At 64.9% G+C, this 14382-nt stretch carries 13 protein-coding genes and 1 pseudogene; 3 read left to right on the forward strand and 11 right to left on the reverse strand.

Annotated elements, in window-relative coordinates; genetic code table 11:
* Positions 1-29: 29 nt before the first annotated feature.
* Positions 30-2471, reverse strand: a complete 2442-nt coding sequence (locus WHT83_RS08590) for an FAD-dependent oxidoreductase (RefSeq protein WP_406873543.1) — start codon at positions 2469-2471, stop codon at positions 30-32.
* Positions 2472-2473: 2 nt separating this feature from the next.
* Entirely contained in the window at positions 2474-3358 is an 885-nt protein-coding gene (locus WHT83_RS08595; RefSeq protein ID WP_108609462.1) for a choline/ethanolamine kinase family protein, read from the reverse strand.
* 214 nt (positions 3359-3572) lie between these two features.
* Here WHT83_RS08595 and WHT83_RS08600 point away from each other — a divergent pair, with 214 nt between their 5' ends.
* From WHT83_RS08600 to WHT83_RS08610, 3 genes and pseudogenes are all read left to right on the forward strand, one after another.
* A complete protein-coding gene (locus WHT83_RS08600; RefSeq protein WP_108609461.1) occupies positions 3573-4337 on the forward strand; it encodes a DeoR/GlpR family DNA-binding transcription regulator in 765 nt (254 codons plus the stop codon).
* 122 nt (positions 4338-4459) lie between these two features.
* Positions 4460-4690 (forward strand): annotated as a pseudogene (locus tag WHT83_RS08605) (SAM-dependent methyltransferase); the annotation flags it as partial.
* The gene (locus WHT83_RS08610) at positions 4687-5304 is read left to right on the forward strand and encodes a DedA family protein (protein WP_406873544.1); all 618 of its coding nucleotides are present in this window, start codon (positions 4687-4689) and stop codon (positions 5302-5304) included. The pseudogene WHT83_RS08605 and the gene WHT83_RS08610, both read left to right, overlap by 4 nt.
* A gap of 21 nt (positions 5305-5325) precedes the next feature.
* Here the strand turns inward: WHT83_RS08610 and WHT83_RS08615 are convergent, their stop codons facing one another.
* The 9 genes from WHT83_RS08615 to WHT83_RS08655 form a co-directional block, all read right to left on the reverse strand.
* Positions 5326-5640 carry a hypothetical protein gene (locus WHT83_RS08615; protein WP_108609459.1) on the reverse strand — a complete coding sequence of 105 codons (315 nt, stop codon included), beginning with the start codon at positions 5638-5640 and terminating at the stop codon, positions 5326-5328.
* A gap of 41 nt (positions 5641-5681) precedes the next feature.
* Positions 5682-6044 carry a nuclear transport factor 2 family protein gene (locus WHT83_RS08620; RefSeq protein WP_108609458.1) on the reverse strand — a complete coding sequence of 121 codons (363 nt, stop codon included), beginning with the start codon at positions 6042-6044 and terminating at the stop codon, positions 5682-5684.
* Positions 6045-6099: 55 nt separating this feature from the next.
* Complete coding sequence (locus tag WHT83_RS08625; protein ID WP_108610061.1) at positions 6100-6576, reverse strand: carboxymuconolactone decarboxylase family protein; 477 nt, start codon at positions 6574-6576, stop codon at positions 6100-6102.
* 104 nt (positions 6577-6680) lie between these two features.
* Positions 6681-8234 carry an alpha/beta fold hydrolase gene (locus tag WHT83_RS08630; RefSeq protein ID WP_406873545.1) on the reverse strand — a complete coding sequence of 518 codons (1554 nt, stop codon included), beginning with the start codon at positions 8232-8234 and terminating at the stop codon, positions 6681-6683.
* Between the two features lie 93 nt (positions 8235-8327).
* Entirely contained in the window at positions 8328-8579 is a 252-nt protein-coding gene (locus tag WHT83_RS08635) for a formate dehydrogenase subunit delta (RefSeq protein ID WP_108609456.1), read from the reverse strand.
* Positions 8569-9396 carry a formate dehydrogenase accessory sulfurtransferase FdhD gene (fdhD, locus tag WHT83_RS08640; RefSeq protein ID WP_108609455.1) on the reverse strand — a complete coding sequence of 276 codons (828 nt, stop codon included), beginning with the start codon at positions 9394-9396 and terminating at the stop codon, positions 8569-8571. Before fdhD ends, WHT83_RS08635 begins: the two co-directional genes overlap by 11 nt.
* A gap of 7 nt (positions 9397-9403) precedes the next feature.
* The gene (gene fdhF, locus WHT83_RS08645; protein WP_108609454.1) at positions 9404-12283 is read right to left on the reverse strand and encodes a formate dehydrogenase subunit alpha; all 2880 of its coding nucleotides are present in this window, start codon (positions 12281-12283) and stop codon (positions 9404-9406) included.
* An 11-nt stretch (positions 12284-12294) separates the two neighbouring features.
* Positions 12295-13851, reverse strand: coding sequence for a formate dehydrogenase beta subunit (locus WHT83_RS08650; protein ID WP_406873546.1), 1557 nt, complete (start codon positions 13849-13851; stop codon positions 12295-12297).
* Positions 13848-14327 (reverse strand): formate dehydrogenase subunit gamma, encoded by a 480-nt coding sequence (locus tag WHT83_RS08655; protein WP_183264089.1) that lies wholly within the window; start codon positions 14325-14327, stop codon positions 13848-13850. Before WHT83_RS08655 ends, WHT83_RS08650 begins: the two co-directional genes overlap by 4 nt.
* Between the last annotated feature and the right edge of the window lie 55 nt (positions 14328-14382).

Consider the following 14382-nt stretch of genomic DNA (forward strand, 5'->3'; position numbering starts at 1 on the left):
AAGGCAGATCATGGCTTTTTGGCGAGCACCTACCCCTTCACACGTGCTGCGGCGGGATCGAACAGCGGCTCGAGGTGGATCTTCGCCGCAACCCGCTCCATGGCGACCACCAGCTCGTAGCTGCCGCCGGTGAGGAACGCATCGTCGACGCCTCCGGCGTCGCGGACGTAACCGAAGCCGATGTTCTTGCCCACTGTGTAGCCATAGCCGCCGCTGGTGAGGTAGCCGACCGGCTGGCCGTCGCGCAGGATCGTCTCGCGCCCGACAAGCACGACCTCCTTGTCGTCCACGGTGAAGCAGGCGAGCCGCTTGGTCAGCGGCGCGTTACCGAGCTTCTCCAGCGCCTTGCGGCCGAGGAAGTCGATGTTCTTCTTCAGCTTCACCGCCCAGCCGAGCCCCGCCTCGAATGGCGTGTCGTTGGGGGTGATGTCCGAGCCCCAGGCGCGGTAGCCCTTTTCCAGCCGCAGCGATTCCAGCGCGCGGTAGCCGACCGGGCGGATGCCATGTGCAGCGCCCGCCGCCATCAGCGCGTCGAACACCTCGCCTGTAGCCTCGATCGGCACATGCAGTTCCCAGCCGAGTTCGCCGACATAGGTCACGCGCAGCGCCCTGATGGTGGCACCGGCGATGGCGATCTCCTTGATATGGCCGAAGGGGAAGGCAGCGTTGGAGACGTCGGCATCGGTGACGGCTTCGAGCACTTTCCGCGCATTCGGCCCCATCAGCGACAGCGTGCCGAACTGCTCGGTGACATCGACCAGCCTCGCGTCCAGCCCCTCCGGAATGTGGTCGCTGATCCAGGCCAGGTCGTGGGTGCGGAAGCCGGTGCCGGTAACGATGTAGAACTTGTCTTCTGCCAGCCGCGCCACGGTCAGGTCGGCCTCGATGCCGCCCCGCGTGTTGAGCAGTTGAGTGTAGGTCAGCCGTCCGGCAGGCTTCGACACGTCGTTGGCACAGATGAAGTCGAGCGCCTTTTGCGCGTCCTTGCCGGTCATCTCGTATTTGGCGAAGGACGACTGGTCGAACACGCCCACTGCCTGGCGCACGTGCCTGTGCTCGTCGCCGACAGGTGCAAACCAGTTCTGACGGCCCATGGCATAGACGTCCTTTGGCTCCACGCCGTCCGGCGCGAACCAGTTGGGCCGCTCCCAGCCGAGCTTGGAACCGAAGACGGCGCCATACTTCTTCAGCCGCTCATAGAGCGGCGAGACGATGTAGGGCCGGCCGCTGTCATATTCCTCGTGCGGAAAGCCGATCGTGTAGTGCTTGCCATAGGCCTCGAGCGTGCGGTCGGACACCCATTGACGATCGCGGTGCAGGCCCGAGAAGCGCCGGATGTCGACCACCCAGAGGTCCAACGGCGCTTCGCCGTCGACGACCCATTGCGCCAGCACCCAGCCGGCACCGCCGCCAGAGGCGATGCCGAAGGCGTTGAAGCCGGCACCGACGAACATATTCTGGCACTCAGGCGCCGCCCCCAGGATGAAGTTGCCGTCGGGCGTGAAGCTCTCCGGGCCGTTGATCATCTGCTTGACGCCGACATCAGCCAGTCCGGGCACACGCTCTATCGCCTGCACCATGTGCTGCTCAAAATGGTCGTAGTCGTCGTCGAACAGCCGGAATTCCCAGTCGTTGGGCACGTCGCCTGTGGTCCAGCCTTGCGGGTTGGGCTCGTAGCCGCCCATGACAAGCCCGCCGACCTCTTCCTTGAAATAGGTACGCCGGTCAGGGTCGCGGATGGTTGGCGCATCGGTGGCGAGCCCGGGCAGCTTCTCGGTGATGATGTACTGGTGCTTGACCGGCTGCAGCGGCACGTTGATGCCGGCCATCGCACCCACCTGCCGCGCCCACTGGCCGGCGCAGTTCACCACCTTGTCGCAGGCGATGTCGCCTTGGTCGGTCATAACCTTGAGGATACGGCCGTCCTTCATCTCGAAGCCGGTCACGCGCACGTTCTCGAACAGCTTGGCGCCATGCATGCGCGCGCCCTTGGCCAGCGACTGGGTGATGTCGGAGGGGCTCGCCTGGCCGTCGGTCGGCAGCCACGAAGCGCCGACGAGATCCGAGGTCTCCATCAGCGGCCACATCCGCTTGACCTCTTCCGGCGATACCAGCTGCATGTCCATGCCGAAGCTTTTGGCCGTCGTCGCCAGCCGCTTGTATTCGGTCCAGCGGTCCTGGTTGGTGGCGAGCCGCAGGCAGCCCGTCATCTTCCAGCCGGTGGCAAGCCCGGTCTCGGCCTCCAGCCCCTTGTAGAGTTCGACCGAATATTTGAGCACGCGGGTGATCGAGGCCGACGAGCGCAACTGCCCCACCAGTCCCGCCGCATGCCAGGTCGACCCTGAGGTCAGCTTGCCCTGTTCGAGCAGAATCACGTCGGCCTTGTGGTCGCGCGCCAGGTGATAGGCGGTCGAGCAGCCGATGATGCCACCGCCGATGACGACGATCTGTGCATGTGGGGGGAGGGCCATGGTCAGAGTTTTCCGTACAATGTGCGATAGGTTTCGAGCGCCGCATCGAGCTTTCCGAGGTTCTCGGCGGTGTAGGCGACATAGTCGCTGCCCGGAGCGGAGAGGTGGATTTCCGAGACCATGCTCCACATCGCCTCGCGCAGCAGCGAGGCGCACTGCATGGCCGCGTGCGAGCGGCGGATTTCCTGGTCGGGCGGGCCGCCGAAATAGGTGGTGAGCAGATCGTCCGACTCTTGCTCAGTCATCCCTGCATTGGAGGCGATGCCGGCAAGGTCGAACATTCCGGTCGAAAATCCGGCATATTCGAAATCGATCAGCCACAGCCTGTCGCCGTCGTCGAGGAAGTTGGCCGGCAACAGGTCGTTGTGGCCGAAGACGATCGGCAGGGGCGCCTGCGCCTCCTCGAGCGCGTCGGCCAGTTCGAGATAGCGGGGCAATTCGGCCGTCATCCGGCTGCCGCCGGCCTGAAGCGTGCGGGCATAGTCGCGGATCACGTGGAAGGCCCAGAACATGAAGCCGGGCCCCGAAACATGCCTGGGCATCTCGATATGGAAGCGCCTGACCATGCGGGCGATGCCTGTCGCATTGGCCCGGACATCGCCGGCGCCATAGGTCCTGGCGCCGAGAAACTCCGTCACCATCACGCCGGGTGCCGCATATTGCAGTTCAGGCGCGAAGCCCGCCTCGAAGGCTGCTTTCGCCACCATCACCTCGCGCTCGCGGGTGACGTGATGGAAGGGAAAATCCTTGCCGAAGCGCACGACATGCGCCCCCGACGCGTCGGTCACCACCCAGCTTTCGTTGCTGATGCCGCCCTTCAGCGGCGCGATCGTCACTGCCCCGTTCCACAGCGGCAGGGCGCGGATGCGATCCTCGCTATTCGACATCCAGCCTCTCCGTGCCGTGTCCGGCGCGTTCCCCTTGCGCCCTGATTTTGTTGACGGGCAGTCTCACGCAGCGGAAGCGGCAGTGTCAATCCGGGTTTGTGGTTTTTGTTGTTCTTTTGCCCGTATCTGTTGAATATCGCGGGATAAATACGGTAGAGTCAGTCATCGTGAATCTCGGAAACGGCCATACTGGCCCTTCGAGCGGGGCAGCCTGATGAACCATTCCAAGCGTCACAGCGAAATCCTGCGCCTGCTCGAGGACGAGGGCACGATCACCATCGCCGACCTTGCCGACAAGCTCGGCGTGTCACTCGAAACCGTGCGGCGGGACGTCAAGCCGCTGGCATCCGACGGGGCGATCCTCAAGATGCACGGTGCCATCGGCCTGCCGTCGGCCGTCGGCGAGGCGCCCTTCGAGCGCCGCATGCGCGAAAATGCCGAGGCCAAGCGTGCCATCGCCAAGGCCGTCGCCGCCACCATCCATGACGGCGAGTCGGTCATGCTCGATACCGGCACCACCACCAGCTATCTTGCCCGGGAACTGCTCGGCCATCGCCGCCTGACGGTGGTGACCAACTCCTCCGACATCGCCCGCACGCTGGCCACCGTCAACGGCAACAAGGTCTACATGGCGGGCGGCGAACTGCGCAGCGACAGCGGTGCTGCCTTCGGCGTCTCGGCCATCGAATTCGTCAGCCGCTTCGCCGTCACCCATGCAGTGATCTCGGCCGGCGCGCTCGACGCGGCCAACGGCGTGATGGACTACGATCTCGAGGAGGCGGAGTTCGCCCGCATGGTGCTGTCGCGCGGCCAGCGTTCGGTCGTCGTCACCGACCACACCAAGTTCGGCCGCCAGGGGCTGGTCCAGGTCTGCGGCTTTTCCGGCTTCACCGAACTCTTCACCGACCGGCAGCCGGCGGACGACCTCACCGGGGCGCTGTCCGATGCCGGCGCGAAGCTCTCCATCGCCGCTGGCTAGGCAGCCGGATCGCTTGCAAAGACCATCCTGAAGCGGGTGCCTCTTTGCTCGCCGCAGGCCAGTTCGATGCGGCCGCCATGGATCTGCATGATCCCTGGACCAGGTTGAGGCCCGGGCCCGTGCCGCGCCGGACACTCGCCATCCTCGAAGGCGTTTTTGCTAATGTCAGGCCCGGCGGGGCGATGTATATGTTCACCTACGGCTTCCGTTGTCCTATCGATCAGCCGCTACTCGACAGGCTCGATCTCGAAGTGACGCGCGTTGGCCATACTTTCCGCAACCTGCCGCCGGCGGCCGTCTATCGGATCACCAGGATGAAGCCGGCAAAGAGTTACGACTGGCGTTTTGCATGATCCCATCGATCCTGGGTTTCGGCCTGTTTGGTGCCGCCGGCCTGGCCTTCACCGAGAAGATATCGCCGGTCCCGCCGTCGCATGTGCTGCTGCTGTTCCTCGGCATGACCGCCGCGCCGGACATGCAGACGCTTGTCGCGCTGATGTTTGCGACCATGGTCGGCTCGACCCTCGGTTCGATGATCTGGTATGCCGGCGGCAACTGGCTGGGGCCTGATCGCGCCGACGCTGCCGTCAAGCGCTTCGGCAAGTACGTTTTCCTCAAGCACGCGACCTATCAGAAGCTGACGCAGGCTTATCGCCGCAACAACTTCCGCGCTTCGCTGATCGCCCAATTGGTGCCGGTGTCGCGCACCTACCTGGCGCTCGAGGCCGGCGTCCTGCGGCTTTCCTTCGTACCTTTCGCGCTGGCAACGCTTTGCGGCGCCCTGATCTGGAATTCCGCCTTCCTGATCGGCGGCTACCTGATGCGCGATGGCGACCACGATCCTGTGACCATCGGCTTCCGCATCATCGCGATCGTCGTCGCCGCCGAGATTATCTTCCTCTTCGCACTGCGCCACAGTACCCGAAGGCCGGTCGAAGACCGCCCTCCGGGCGAAACGCATCAGTAGGCATGGGTGGTCGGGTGGTCGTCAGTCAATCACCCGGTAGATGTTCCAGTAGGACGAGCCTGACACGACCAGCGGCTCGAGCCGTTTGCCCCATTGGGCGTGGGCGTCGAGTTTGGAGATCTTGGCGAACATGTCGTCGAGTTGCGCCAGGCTCTCGACCGTATGGTTGACCTCGATCGCCGCCTCCTTGGCGCCGATCGATCCGGTCAGGATCTGCATCGCCATCTGGTCGGTGCCGGCCTGCGGACCGATCTCCCGTTCCCATTGGCGCAGCAGCTCGATTGCACCCTGCTTGTGCCCGAAGCGGGCATCGATCTTCCAGCGTGCGACGAACATGGCTTCCTCCTTTTTGCGGACGACCATTCGTCCGCATTCGATCACTCGTCCCAGGCCTGCACGACGGTCTGCCGCGCGATCTTGCCATCCTTGAGTTCAAGCATGGCCGCGCAGAAGACCTTGGTGCCGTCGGGGTAAGAGCAGGCTTGCGAGAAGGCGAGGCTGTCGCCTTGCGCGATGGTGGTGTCGACGCGGTGGGTCATCGCCCGGCTGCAGATGTCGTCCCAGAACGTGGTGATCGCAGCCCGGCCGCGGATCTCGCGCGGCTTGCTCGGTGGGTTGTTGCGGTCGATGACGCGCACCAGCGCGTCGTCGGCATAGAAGCTGGACAGCATCTTGCCGTCGCGGCCTTCGATCGCCTTCTTGATCGAGGCGCCGGTCACGGCTTCCTTGGTGGCAAGCATTTGTTCCTCCTGTTGGCGTCCCCGGCGGGACGCCCGGTTGATTGATCTCAGCGGTCTATTGCGACTTGGCCTTGGCTGCGGCCATCACCGTGTCGACCTCTTGCTTGAATTGCGGGTAGTCGACCTGCATGCCGTTCAGCACCGTCGACCAGTGCCGCACGGTCGCAGACATCGCCACGGCCTCGCGGATTTCCTCGTCGGTGGCGCCGTTGGCCTTGGCCGCTACGGTGTGGAAATAGATGCAGTACTGGCACGGTATCTGTGCTGCCACCGCCAGGCCGAGCAGTTCCTTGGTCTTGCCGTCCAGCTCGGTCTTGGGATTGAGCTGCACGCCCTTGAACTCGGCCCAGGCGCCGGCGATGCCGGACTCCGGAAACTGCTTGAAGAAGCCGGGCACCGAGCCGAGCGTGGCCTCGATATCCCGGTAGGTTGCCTCAGCCGAACTGTCCTCGGCGAGCGCGCTCGATGCGATGAGCGCGGAGAACCCGGCTGCGACCGCCAGCGCTGCGAACACCTCACGTGCCTTGGTCATGACTTCCTCCATCCGCAGGTCCATGGCCATTTTGCCTGCCTGCTTGGGGAGAATTTGTAGTCCCTTGTGCGGCTCTTCCGCTTCGCCCGGACGGGCCATTTCCGCTATGGCCCGTCCGGGCCAGTCTGGCGGGCGGCAAAGGCCGCCGCCGCCGCGCGTGACGGCAGGTCGAGTTTGAGCAGGATGTTGGCGACATGGCGCTTGACCGTGTGTTCGCTGAGGCTGAGCTCGGCTGCGATCGCGGCATTGCTCTTGCCGTCGGCGATCAGCGCCACCACCTCGTTCTCGCGCACTGTCAGTGCCGATGGTTCCACCGCGATCGCCCTGCTGCGGCATGCCGGCTCCAGGTGCTGTTCCGACGTCGCCTCGACCAGCGCCAGCGGCTCGTCGAGATCGTCGAGGGACAGCCGCCCGGCATCGATGAAACGCAGGCCCGAGCCGGCGGCGAGGTCGGCGACCAGCCGCGAGGCAAGGATACCGCCGCGCCCGACATGGTCGGCGATCTGTGCCGTCACGCGGATCGCCAGGCCGGAGGGAGGTCCGCGCATCTCGACCTCGCCGACATGCACGCCTTGCGCGCTGGCGATGCCGATGTCCTGGGCGGCCTCGCGCAAGGCGGCGGCGCACCGCACCGCCCGCGCCGGGCCGTCGAAGCGCGAGACCAGCATCTCGCCATGCTGGTCGGCGGCGCGACCGCCGTGGCGACCGACCAGAAGGCGCCAGGTCTCATGAAAGCGCAGGCTGCGTTCCGCCCACATCCGGTCGCCCAGCCGTGCCGTATCCGAAATGCGTGTGACGAGCAGGGCAGCGAGCACCCGCTCCGTGTCGGGTGCTGCATGCGTGCCGGTCAGGAATTCCTCGACCAGATCGGCGACACGATTGACGTCGCCAGTCCAGATCGGGTGATCGCGCCCGGTGATTTCGGCGAGCCGCGCGCCGGGGATCTTCTGCGCGAGATAGCGGCTGGCGTCGGGGTTGACCCGCGCGTCATTGCGGCGATGGATCACCAGCGTCGGCGCGCGGATGCTCGCCAGGACGCCGCGCACGTCGATGTCTGCGTTCATCCGGGCCAGTGCGGCGGCTGCGGTCGGGCTGGCCGACAGCCGCTCGAAGCGTGCCCACCAGTTGGCGAAGCGGCTGTCGTCGACACGCCCGGGCGCAAAGTTCGCCAGCGTTGCGCCCGTGCCCCACGAGGTCGCCGCCGCCTCGATGAAGGCGTCGAGCCGTTCGCGCCCCATCACCCATTTGTCGAACTGCGCGTAGCCGCCATAGAGCACCAGTGAGCGCGTCCGTTCCGGATAGGTCGCGGCAAACAGGATCGCCATCGGCGCGCCTTCGGAGGCGCCCAGGATTGCGGCCCGGCTCGAGCCCACTGCGTCCATCACCGCGCGGACATCGTCCATGCGCGTTTCGAGGCTGGGCAGGGCATGCGCGTCGACCCGGTCGGAAAGCCCGGTGCCGCGCTTGTCGAACAGGATCAGGCGGGAAAAGGACGACAACCGGTGCAACAGCCGGCTGTAGCCTTCGTCTTCCCAGTGCAGGTCGAGATTGGAGATGAAGCCGGGAACAAAAACGAGGTCGATCGGCCCCTGGCCGACCACCTGATAGGCTATGTGGACGTCACCGCTGCGCGCATATCGGGTCGCGATCGGCCTCATCGGAGCCATCCCATCGGTAGAAACCATTAGGGATGGCTAACATAGCAGATGTTTGGTCGGGGGGAACGGCCTGTTCCGCCGGCTTCGGTGCGGTCAGGCTGCGTCCTGCCTGGGGCGACGGATCGTGGCGGCCGCCTCGATGACAAGCGGCTTCATGCCCTTGCCGCCTTCATCGAACATCTCGAAGAACTGGCGCCGCATGCGCGGATCCCAGAAATCGTTGATGTGCTTGGCGACACCGGCCACACCCTCGTCATGGGGTTTGGTTTCGAAGAAGGTCGCGATCTGGTTCGCCATGTAGACGAGTTTTTCCTTCGTCCCCATCTTGTGCTCTTCATGCGACATTTTTGGCGGCTCCGGTACTTACGCGGTCTGGATGGGTGAAGATGTCGAAATCGTCGCCACGCACGAGTGCAATCAGTGTCATGCCGGCCTGTTCGGCGGTGCGGATGGCCAGTGCGGTTGGCGCCGATACGGCAATGATGAAAGGCGCGCCGATGGCGGCCGTCTTTTGAACCATTTCCACCGACACCCGGCTGGTCACGACCACGGCGCCCGACGCGCCCGATATGCCTGCCTTGTCGAGGGCGCCGGCAAGCTTGTCGAGAGCGTTGTGGCGGCCTACATCCTCGCGCGCCGCGACAATGCCCTTGCCAGGCACGTAGAAGCCGGCTGCGTGTACCGCGCCGGTCTCCGCATGCAGCGGCTGGACCTTGGACAGCAGCTTCACCGCCTGCACGATGTCGTCGGAGGAAAGCCCTGACGTTGCCTTGTGCACATCGTCGACCGAGCGCATCGCCTCTTCGATGGATTCGATGCCGCACAATCCGCAGCCGACAGGTCCGGCGAGGCGGCGACGGCGCTGTTCGAAGCGCTTGTTGGCCTTGTCCTTGAGCCTGATCTGGATGTCGATGCCGGCCTCGACGTCCAGCACCTCGATCGACTCGATTTCTTCGACCGAGCCGATGATGCCTTCGGTCAGCGAGAAGCCAAGCGCGAAATCGTCGAAGTCGGCCGGGCTCGCCATCATCACCGCATGCGTGGTGCCGCCATAAGACAACGCCACCGGCGTCTCTTCGGGCACCATGCGGTTGGCAACCGTCGTCCCGCTCGCCCGGCGGGCGAGACGGGAGGTCTGGGTGATTGCGGGGCGAGTGGTCACGCCGTCGCTACTCCGCCGCTTCCAGATGCCCGGCAATGCGCCGGCTCTGCTGTGCCTGCTCGTTGTAGCCCTTCTGCCATTCCGACGGCCCGTTGGAGGCGCCGACCTGAACCGCCGTCACCTTGTACTCCGGACAGTTGGTTGCCCAGTCGGAGAAGTCGGTGGTGATGACGTTGGCCTGCGTGTCGGGGTGGTGGAAGGTGGTGTAGACCACGCCTGGCGACACCTTGTCGGTGATCTGTGCCCTGAGCGTCGTCTCGCCGGCGCGGCTCTGCAGCCGCACCCAGTCGCCGTCGCGCAAGCCGCGGTTTTCGGCATCGTGCGGGTGGATCTCCAGCAGGTCCTCGGCATGCCAGGCGACGTTTTCGGTACGCCGGGTCTGCGCGCCGACATTGTACTGGCTGAGAATACGGCCGGTGGTAAGCAGCAGCGGGAAGCGAGGGCCGGTCTTTTCGTCCGTCGCGACATATTCGGTGCGGATGAACTTGCCCTTGCCGCGGACGAAGCCGTCGATGTGCATGATCGGCGTGCCTTCAGGCGCCTTTTCGTTGCACGGCCACTGCACCGAGCCCATCTTCTCCAGGAAGTCGTAGGAGACGTTGGCGAAGCTCGGCGTCGTCTTGGCAACCTCGTCCATGATCTCGGACGGGTGCTTGTAGTTCCAGTTCAGACCCATTGCCTGGGCGAGTTTCTGCGTCACTTCCCAGTCGGCATAACCGTTCTTCGGGGTCATCACCTTGCGCACGCGGTTGATGCGGCGCTCGGCGTTGGTGAAGGTGCCGTCCTTCTCGAGGAAGGTCGAGCCCGGCAGGAACACGTGGGCGTAATTTGCGGTTTCGTTCAAGAAAAGGTCCTGCACGACAACGCATTCCATCGCCTCGAGGCCGGCCGACACGTGCTTGGTGTCGGGGTCCGACTGCAGGATGTCCTCACCCTGGATGTAGATGCCCTTGAACGTGCCGTCGACGGCGGCGTCCAGCATGTTGGGGATGCGCAGGCCCGGCTCGTTGTCGAGCTTGACGCCCCACAGGCTGTCATAGATGTCGCGCACGGCGTCGCCCGAAATGTGGCGGTAGCCCGGCAGTTCGTGCGGGAACGAGCCCATGTCGCAGGCGCCCTGCACGTTGTTCTGGCCGCGCAGCGGGTTCACGCCGACGCCCTTGCGGCCGATATTGCCGGTCAGCATGGCGAGGTTGGCGATGCCGATGACGGTGGTCGAACCCTGGCTGTGCTCGGTCACGCCGAGGCCGTAGTAGATCGCGCCATTGCCGCCGGTGGCGTAAAGGCGGGCGGCACCCCGGATCGTCTCCGCCGGAACGCCCGAAAGCTTCTCGACTTCCTCGGGGCTGTGGCGCGGATCCGAGACGAACTCTGCGTAATCCTGGAATTCCGACCAGTCGCAGCGCTCGCGGATGAATGTCTCGTTGAACAGGCCCTCGGTGACGATGACATGTGCCAGCGCGGTAACCACGGCCACGTTCGTGCCTGGCTTCAGCGCCAGGTGATGCTCAGCCAGGATGTGGGCCGACTTCACCATTTCCGTGCGGCGCGGATCGATGACGATCAGCTTGGCACCGGCGCGCAGGCGCTTCTTCAGGCGTGAAGCGAACACCGGGTGGGCCGAGGCAGGATTGGCGCCGATGATCAGCGCGACATCGGTGTCTTCGACCGAATCGAAGTCCTGCGTGCCGGCCGACGTGCCGTAGGTCTGGCCGAGGCCATAGCCGGTCGGCGAGTGGCAGACGCGGGCGCAGGTGTCGACGTTGTTGTTGCCGAAACCCTGGCGGATCAGCTTCTGCACGAGGAAGGTTTCCTCGTTGGTGCAGCGCGACGAGGTGATGCCGCCCACGGCGCCGCGTCCGTACTGGTACTGGATGCGGCGGAATTCCTTGGTCGTGTAATCGATCGCCTCTTCCCACGACACTTCGCGCCAGGGGTCGGTGATCTTCTCGCGGATCATCGGGTTGAGGATGCGCTCCTTGTGGGTGGCGTAGCCGTAGGCGAAGCGGCCCTTGACGCAGGAGTGGCCGCGATTGGCCTTGCCGTCTTTCCACGGCACCATGCGCACCAGCTCTTCGCCGCGCATCTCGGCCTTGAACGAGCAGCCGACGCCGCAATAGGCGCAGGTGGTGACGACCGAGTGCTCGGGCTGGCCGATCTCGATGACCGACTTTTCCGTCAGCGTCGCCGTCGGGCAGGCCTGCACGCAGGCGCCGCAGGAAACGCACTCGCTGTCGAGGAACAGTTCGTGCACGCCCGGCGAAACGCGGCTGTCGAAGCCACGGCCTTCGATGGTCAGCGCAAAGGTGCCCTGAACCTCTTCACAGGCACGCACGCAGCGCGAGCAGACGATGCACTTGGACGGATCGTAGGTGAAATAGGGGTTGGACTCGTCCTTGGCCATCCACTTGAAGTTTTCGGCCCCGTCGTTCTTCGCGCGAACGTGGTTGTCGCCTTCATAGCCATAGCGCACGTCGCGCAGGCCGACAGCGCCGGCCATGTCCTGCAGTTCGCAGTCGCCATTGGCGGCACAGGTCAGGCAGTCGAGCGGGTGGTCGGAGATGTAGAGCTCCATCACGCCCTTGCGGATATCCTTCAGGCGGCCGGTCTGGGTGTGCACCACCATGCCCGGCATGACGGGCGTGGTGCAGGAAGACGGCGTGCCGTTGCGGCCCTCGATCTCCACCAGGCAGAGACGGCAGGAGCCGAACGCGTCGACCATGTCGGTGGCGCAGAGCTTCGGGATCTCGATGCCGGCCTCCATCGAGGCGCGCATGATCGAGGTGCCTTCCGGCACGGTGACCTCGAAGCCATCGACGATCAGGGTGACTTGTTTTTCGGACTTGGAGGCGGGGGTGCCGAAGTCGATTTCGTGTACGAGACCCATGATGCTGTCTCCTATTCCGCTGCCTGTGCGACCGCTGCCGGCCGGAAATCTTCGGGGAAATGGTTGATGGCGCTCATCACCGGATAAGGCGTGAAACCGCCCAGCGCGCAGAGCGAACCAAACTTCATCGTGTTGCAGAGGTCGGTCACCAGCGCGAGCTGCTTCTCCGGCTCGATGTTCTGGGCCAGCTTGTCCAGCGTCTCGACGCCGCGCGTCGAGCCGATGCGGCAGGGCGTGCACTTGCCGCAGCTTTCGATGGCGCAGAATTCCATGGCAAAGCGTGCCTGCTTCAGCATGTCGGCGCTGTCGTCGAACACGGTGATGCCGGCGTGGCCGATCAGGCCGTCCTTGGCCGCGAACGCCTCGTAGTCGAAGGGCGTGTCGAACAAAGCGCGCGGGAAATAGGCGCCGAGCGGGCCGCCGACCTGCACCGCCTTGACCGGACGTCCCGATGCCGTGCCGCCGCCGATCTCGTCGACGATCTCGCCCAGCGTCAGGCCGAAGGCCACTTCGAACAGGCCGCCATGCTTGACGTTGCCGGCGATCTGGATCGGGATGGTGCCGCGCGAGCGGCCCATGCCGAAGTCCTTGTAGTACTGCGCGCCCTTGTCCATGACGATCGGCACGGAAGCGAGCGAGATGACGTTGTTGATGACGGTGGGCTTGCCGAACAGGCCCTGGATCGCCGGCAGCGGCGGCTTGGCGCGGACCACGCCGCGCTTGCCTTCGAGGCTGTTCAGCAGCGAGGTTTCTTCGCCGCAGACATAGGCGCCGGCGCCGGAGCGGATCTCGATGTCAAAGCCTTGGGAGGATCCGAGAACGCTCTTGCCGAGAATGCCGGCCTTCTTGGCGACTTCCACCGCCTTCGTCATCACCGCGATCGCATGCGGATATTCGGAGCGGATGTAGACGTAGCCCTTGGTCGCGTGGGTCGCGAGGCCGGCGATCGCCATGCCTTCGATCAGCACGAAGGGATCGCCTTCCATGATCATGCGGTCGGCGAAGGTTGCCGAGTCGCCTTCGTCGGCGTTGCAGACGATGTATTTCTGCTCGCCAGGGGTATCGAGAACCGTCTTCCACTTGATGCCGGTCGGGAAACCGGCGCCGCCGCGGCCGCGCAGGCCGGACTCGGTCACCTGCTTGACGACGTCGGCAGGGGCCATCTTGACCGCGTTGCGCAGGCCGGTCAGGCCGCCATGTGCTTCGTAGTCTTCCAGCGACAGCGGGTCGGTGATGCCGCAGCGGGCAAAGGTCAGGCGTGTCTGCTTGGCGACGTAGGGCAGCTTTTCCGGGTCGCCGAGCGACAGCTTGTGCTGGCCGCCGGTGACGAAACCTGCGTCGAACAGCGACGCCACGTCCTTGTTCGACACGGGACCGTAGGCTGTGCGGCCGGCATCGGTAACGACCTCGACCATCGGCTCGAGCCAGTACAGGCCGCGCGAACCATTGCGCACGATCTTGGCGTCGACGCCGCGCTCGGCCGCCTCTTTGGCGATCGCCTTGGCGACCTTTTCGGCACCGAGCGAAAGCGCGCCGGAATCGCCGGGAACGTAGATCGTCACGCTCATTTGCGCACCTCTTCGGCGATTTCTTCGATCTTGTCTGCGTCAAGCCGGCCGATCACCTGGCCGTCGAGCATCGCGGCGGGAGCACAGGCGCACAGGCCCAGGCAATAGATCGGCTCCAGCGTGACCGCGCCGTCCTTGCTGGTCTCGTGGAAGCCGATGCCGAGCGTCTGCTTGATCTGGGCGGCGATGGCATCGCTGCCCATCGACTGGCAGGCCTCGGCCTGGCAGACCTTCAGCACATGCCGTCCAGCCGGGTTGTGGCGGAAATCGTGGTAGAAGGTGAAGACGCCGTGGACTTCGGCCCGCGAAATGTTCAGCGCCTCGGCGATGATCGGCAGGGTCTCCTGCGGAACATAGCCGAATTCCTCCTGGACGCCGTGAAGAATCGGGATCAGCGGACCCTCGAGGTTCTTCATTTCGCTGATCACCGCGGCCGTGCGCGCGGCGAGTTCGGTACTTGCTGGCTGCATGACCACGCAGCGCCCTCCCTGACACTGGCGCCTAACATGGGCGCTATTTCCCTATTGAACC

It is taken from the genome of Aminobacter sp. P9b (assembly GCF_045345995.1).
GTDB classification, from domain to species: domain Bacteria; phylum Pseudomonadota; class Alphaproteobacteria; order Rhizobiales; family Rhizobiaceae; genus Aminobacter; species Aminobacter niigataensis.

Coding starts and splice junctions, on each gene's coding strand:
- WHT83_RS08590 (WP_406873543.1), bottom strand. CDS start 2,471: ATGGCCCTCCCCCCACATGCACAGATCGTCGTCATCGGCGGTGGCATC.
- WHT83_RS08595 (WP_108609462.1), bottom strand. CDS start 3,358: ATGTCGAATAGCGAGGATCGCATCCGCGCCCTGCCGCTGTGGAACGGG.
- WHT83_RS08600 (WP_108609461.1), top strand. CDS start 3,573: ATGAACCATTCCAAGCGTCACAGCGAAATCCTGCGCCTGCTCGAGGAC.
- WHT83_RS08610 (WP_406873544.1), top strand. CDS start 4,687: ATGATCCCATCGATCCTGGGTTTCGGCCTGTTTGGTGCCGCCGGCCTG.
- WHT83_RS08615 (WP_108609459.1), bottom strand. CDS start 5,640: ATGTTCGTCGCACGCTGGAAGATCGATGCCCGCTTCGGGCACAAGCAG.
- WHT83_RS08620 (WP_108609458.1), bottom strand. CDS start 6,044: ATGCTTGCCACCAAGGAAGCCGTGACCGGCGCCTCGATCAAGAAGGCG.
- WHT83_RS08625 (WP_108610061.1), bottom strand. CDS start 6,576: ATGACCAAGGCACGTGAGGTGTTCGCAGCGCTGGCGGTCGCAGCCGGG.
- WHT83_RS08630 (WP_406873545.1), bottom strand. CDS start 8,234: ATGAGGCCGATCGCGACCCGATATGCGCGCAGCGGTGACGTCCACATA.
- WHT83_RS08635 (WP_108609456.1), bottom strand. CDS start 8,579: ATGTCGCATGAAGAGCACAAGATGGGGACGAAGGAAAAACTCGTCTAC.
- fdhF (WP_108609454.1), bottom strand. CDS start 12,283: ATGGGTCTCGTACACGAAATCGACTTCGGCACCCCCGCCTCCAAGTCC.
- WHT83_RS08650 (WP_406873546.1), bottom strand. CDS start 13,851: ATGAGCGTGACGATCTACGTTCCCGGCGATTCCGGCGCGCTTTCGCTC.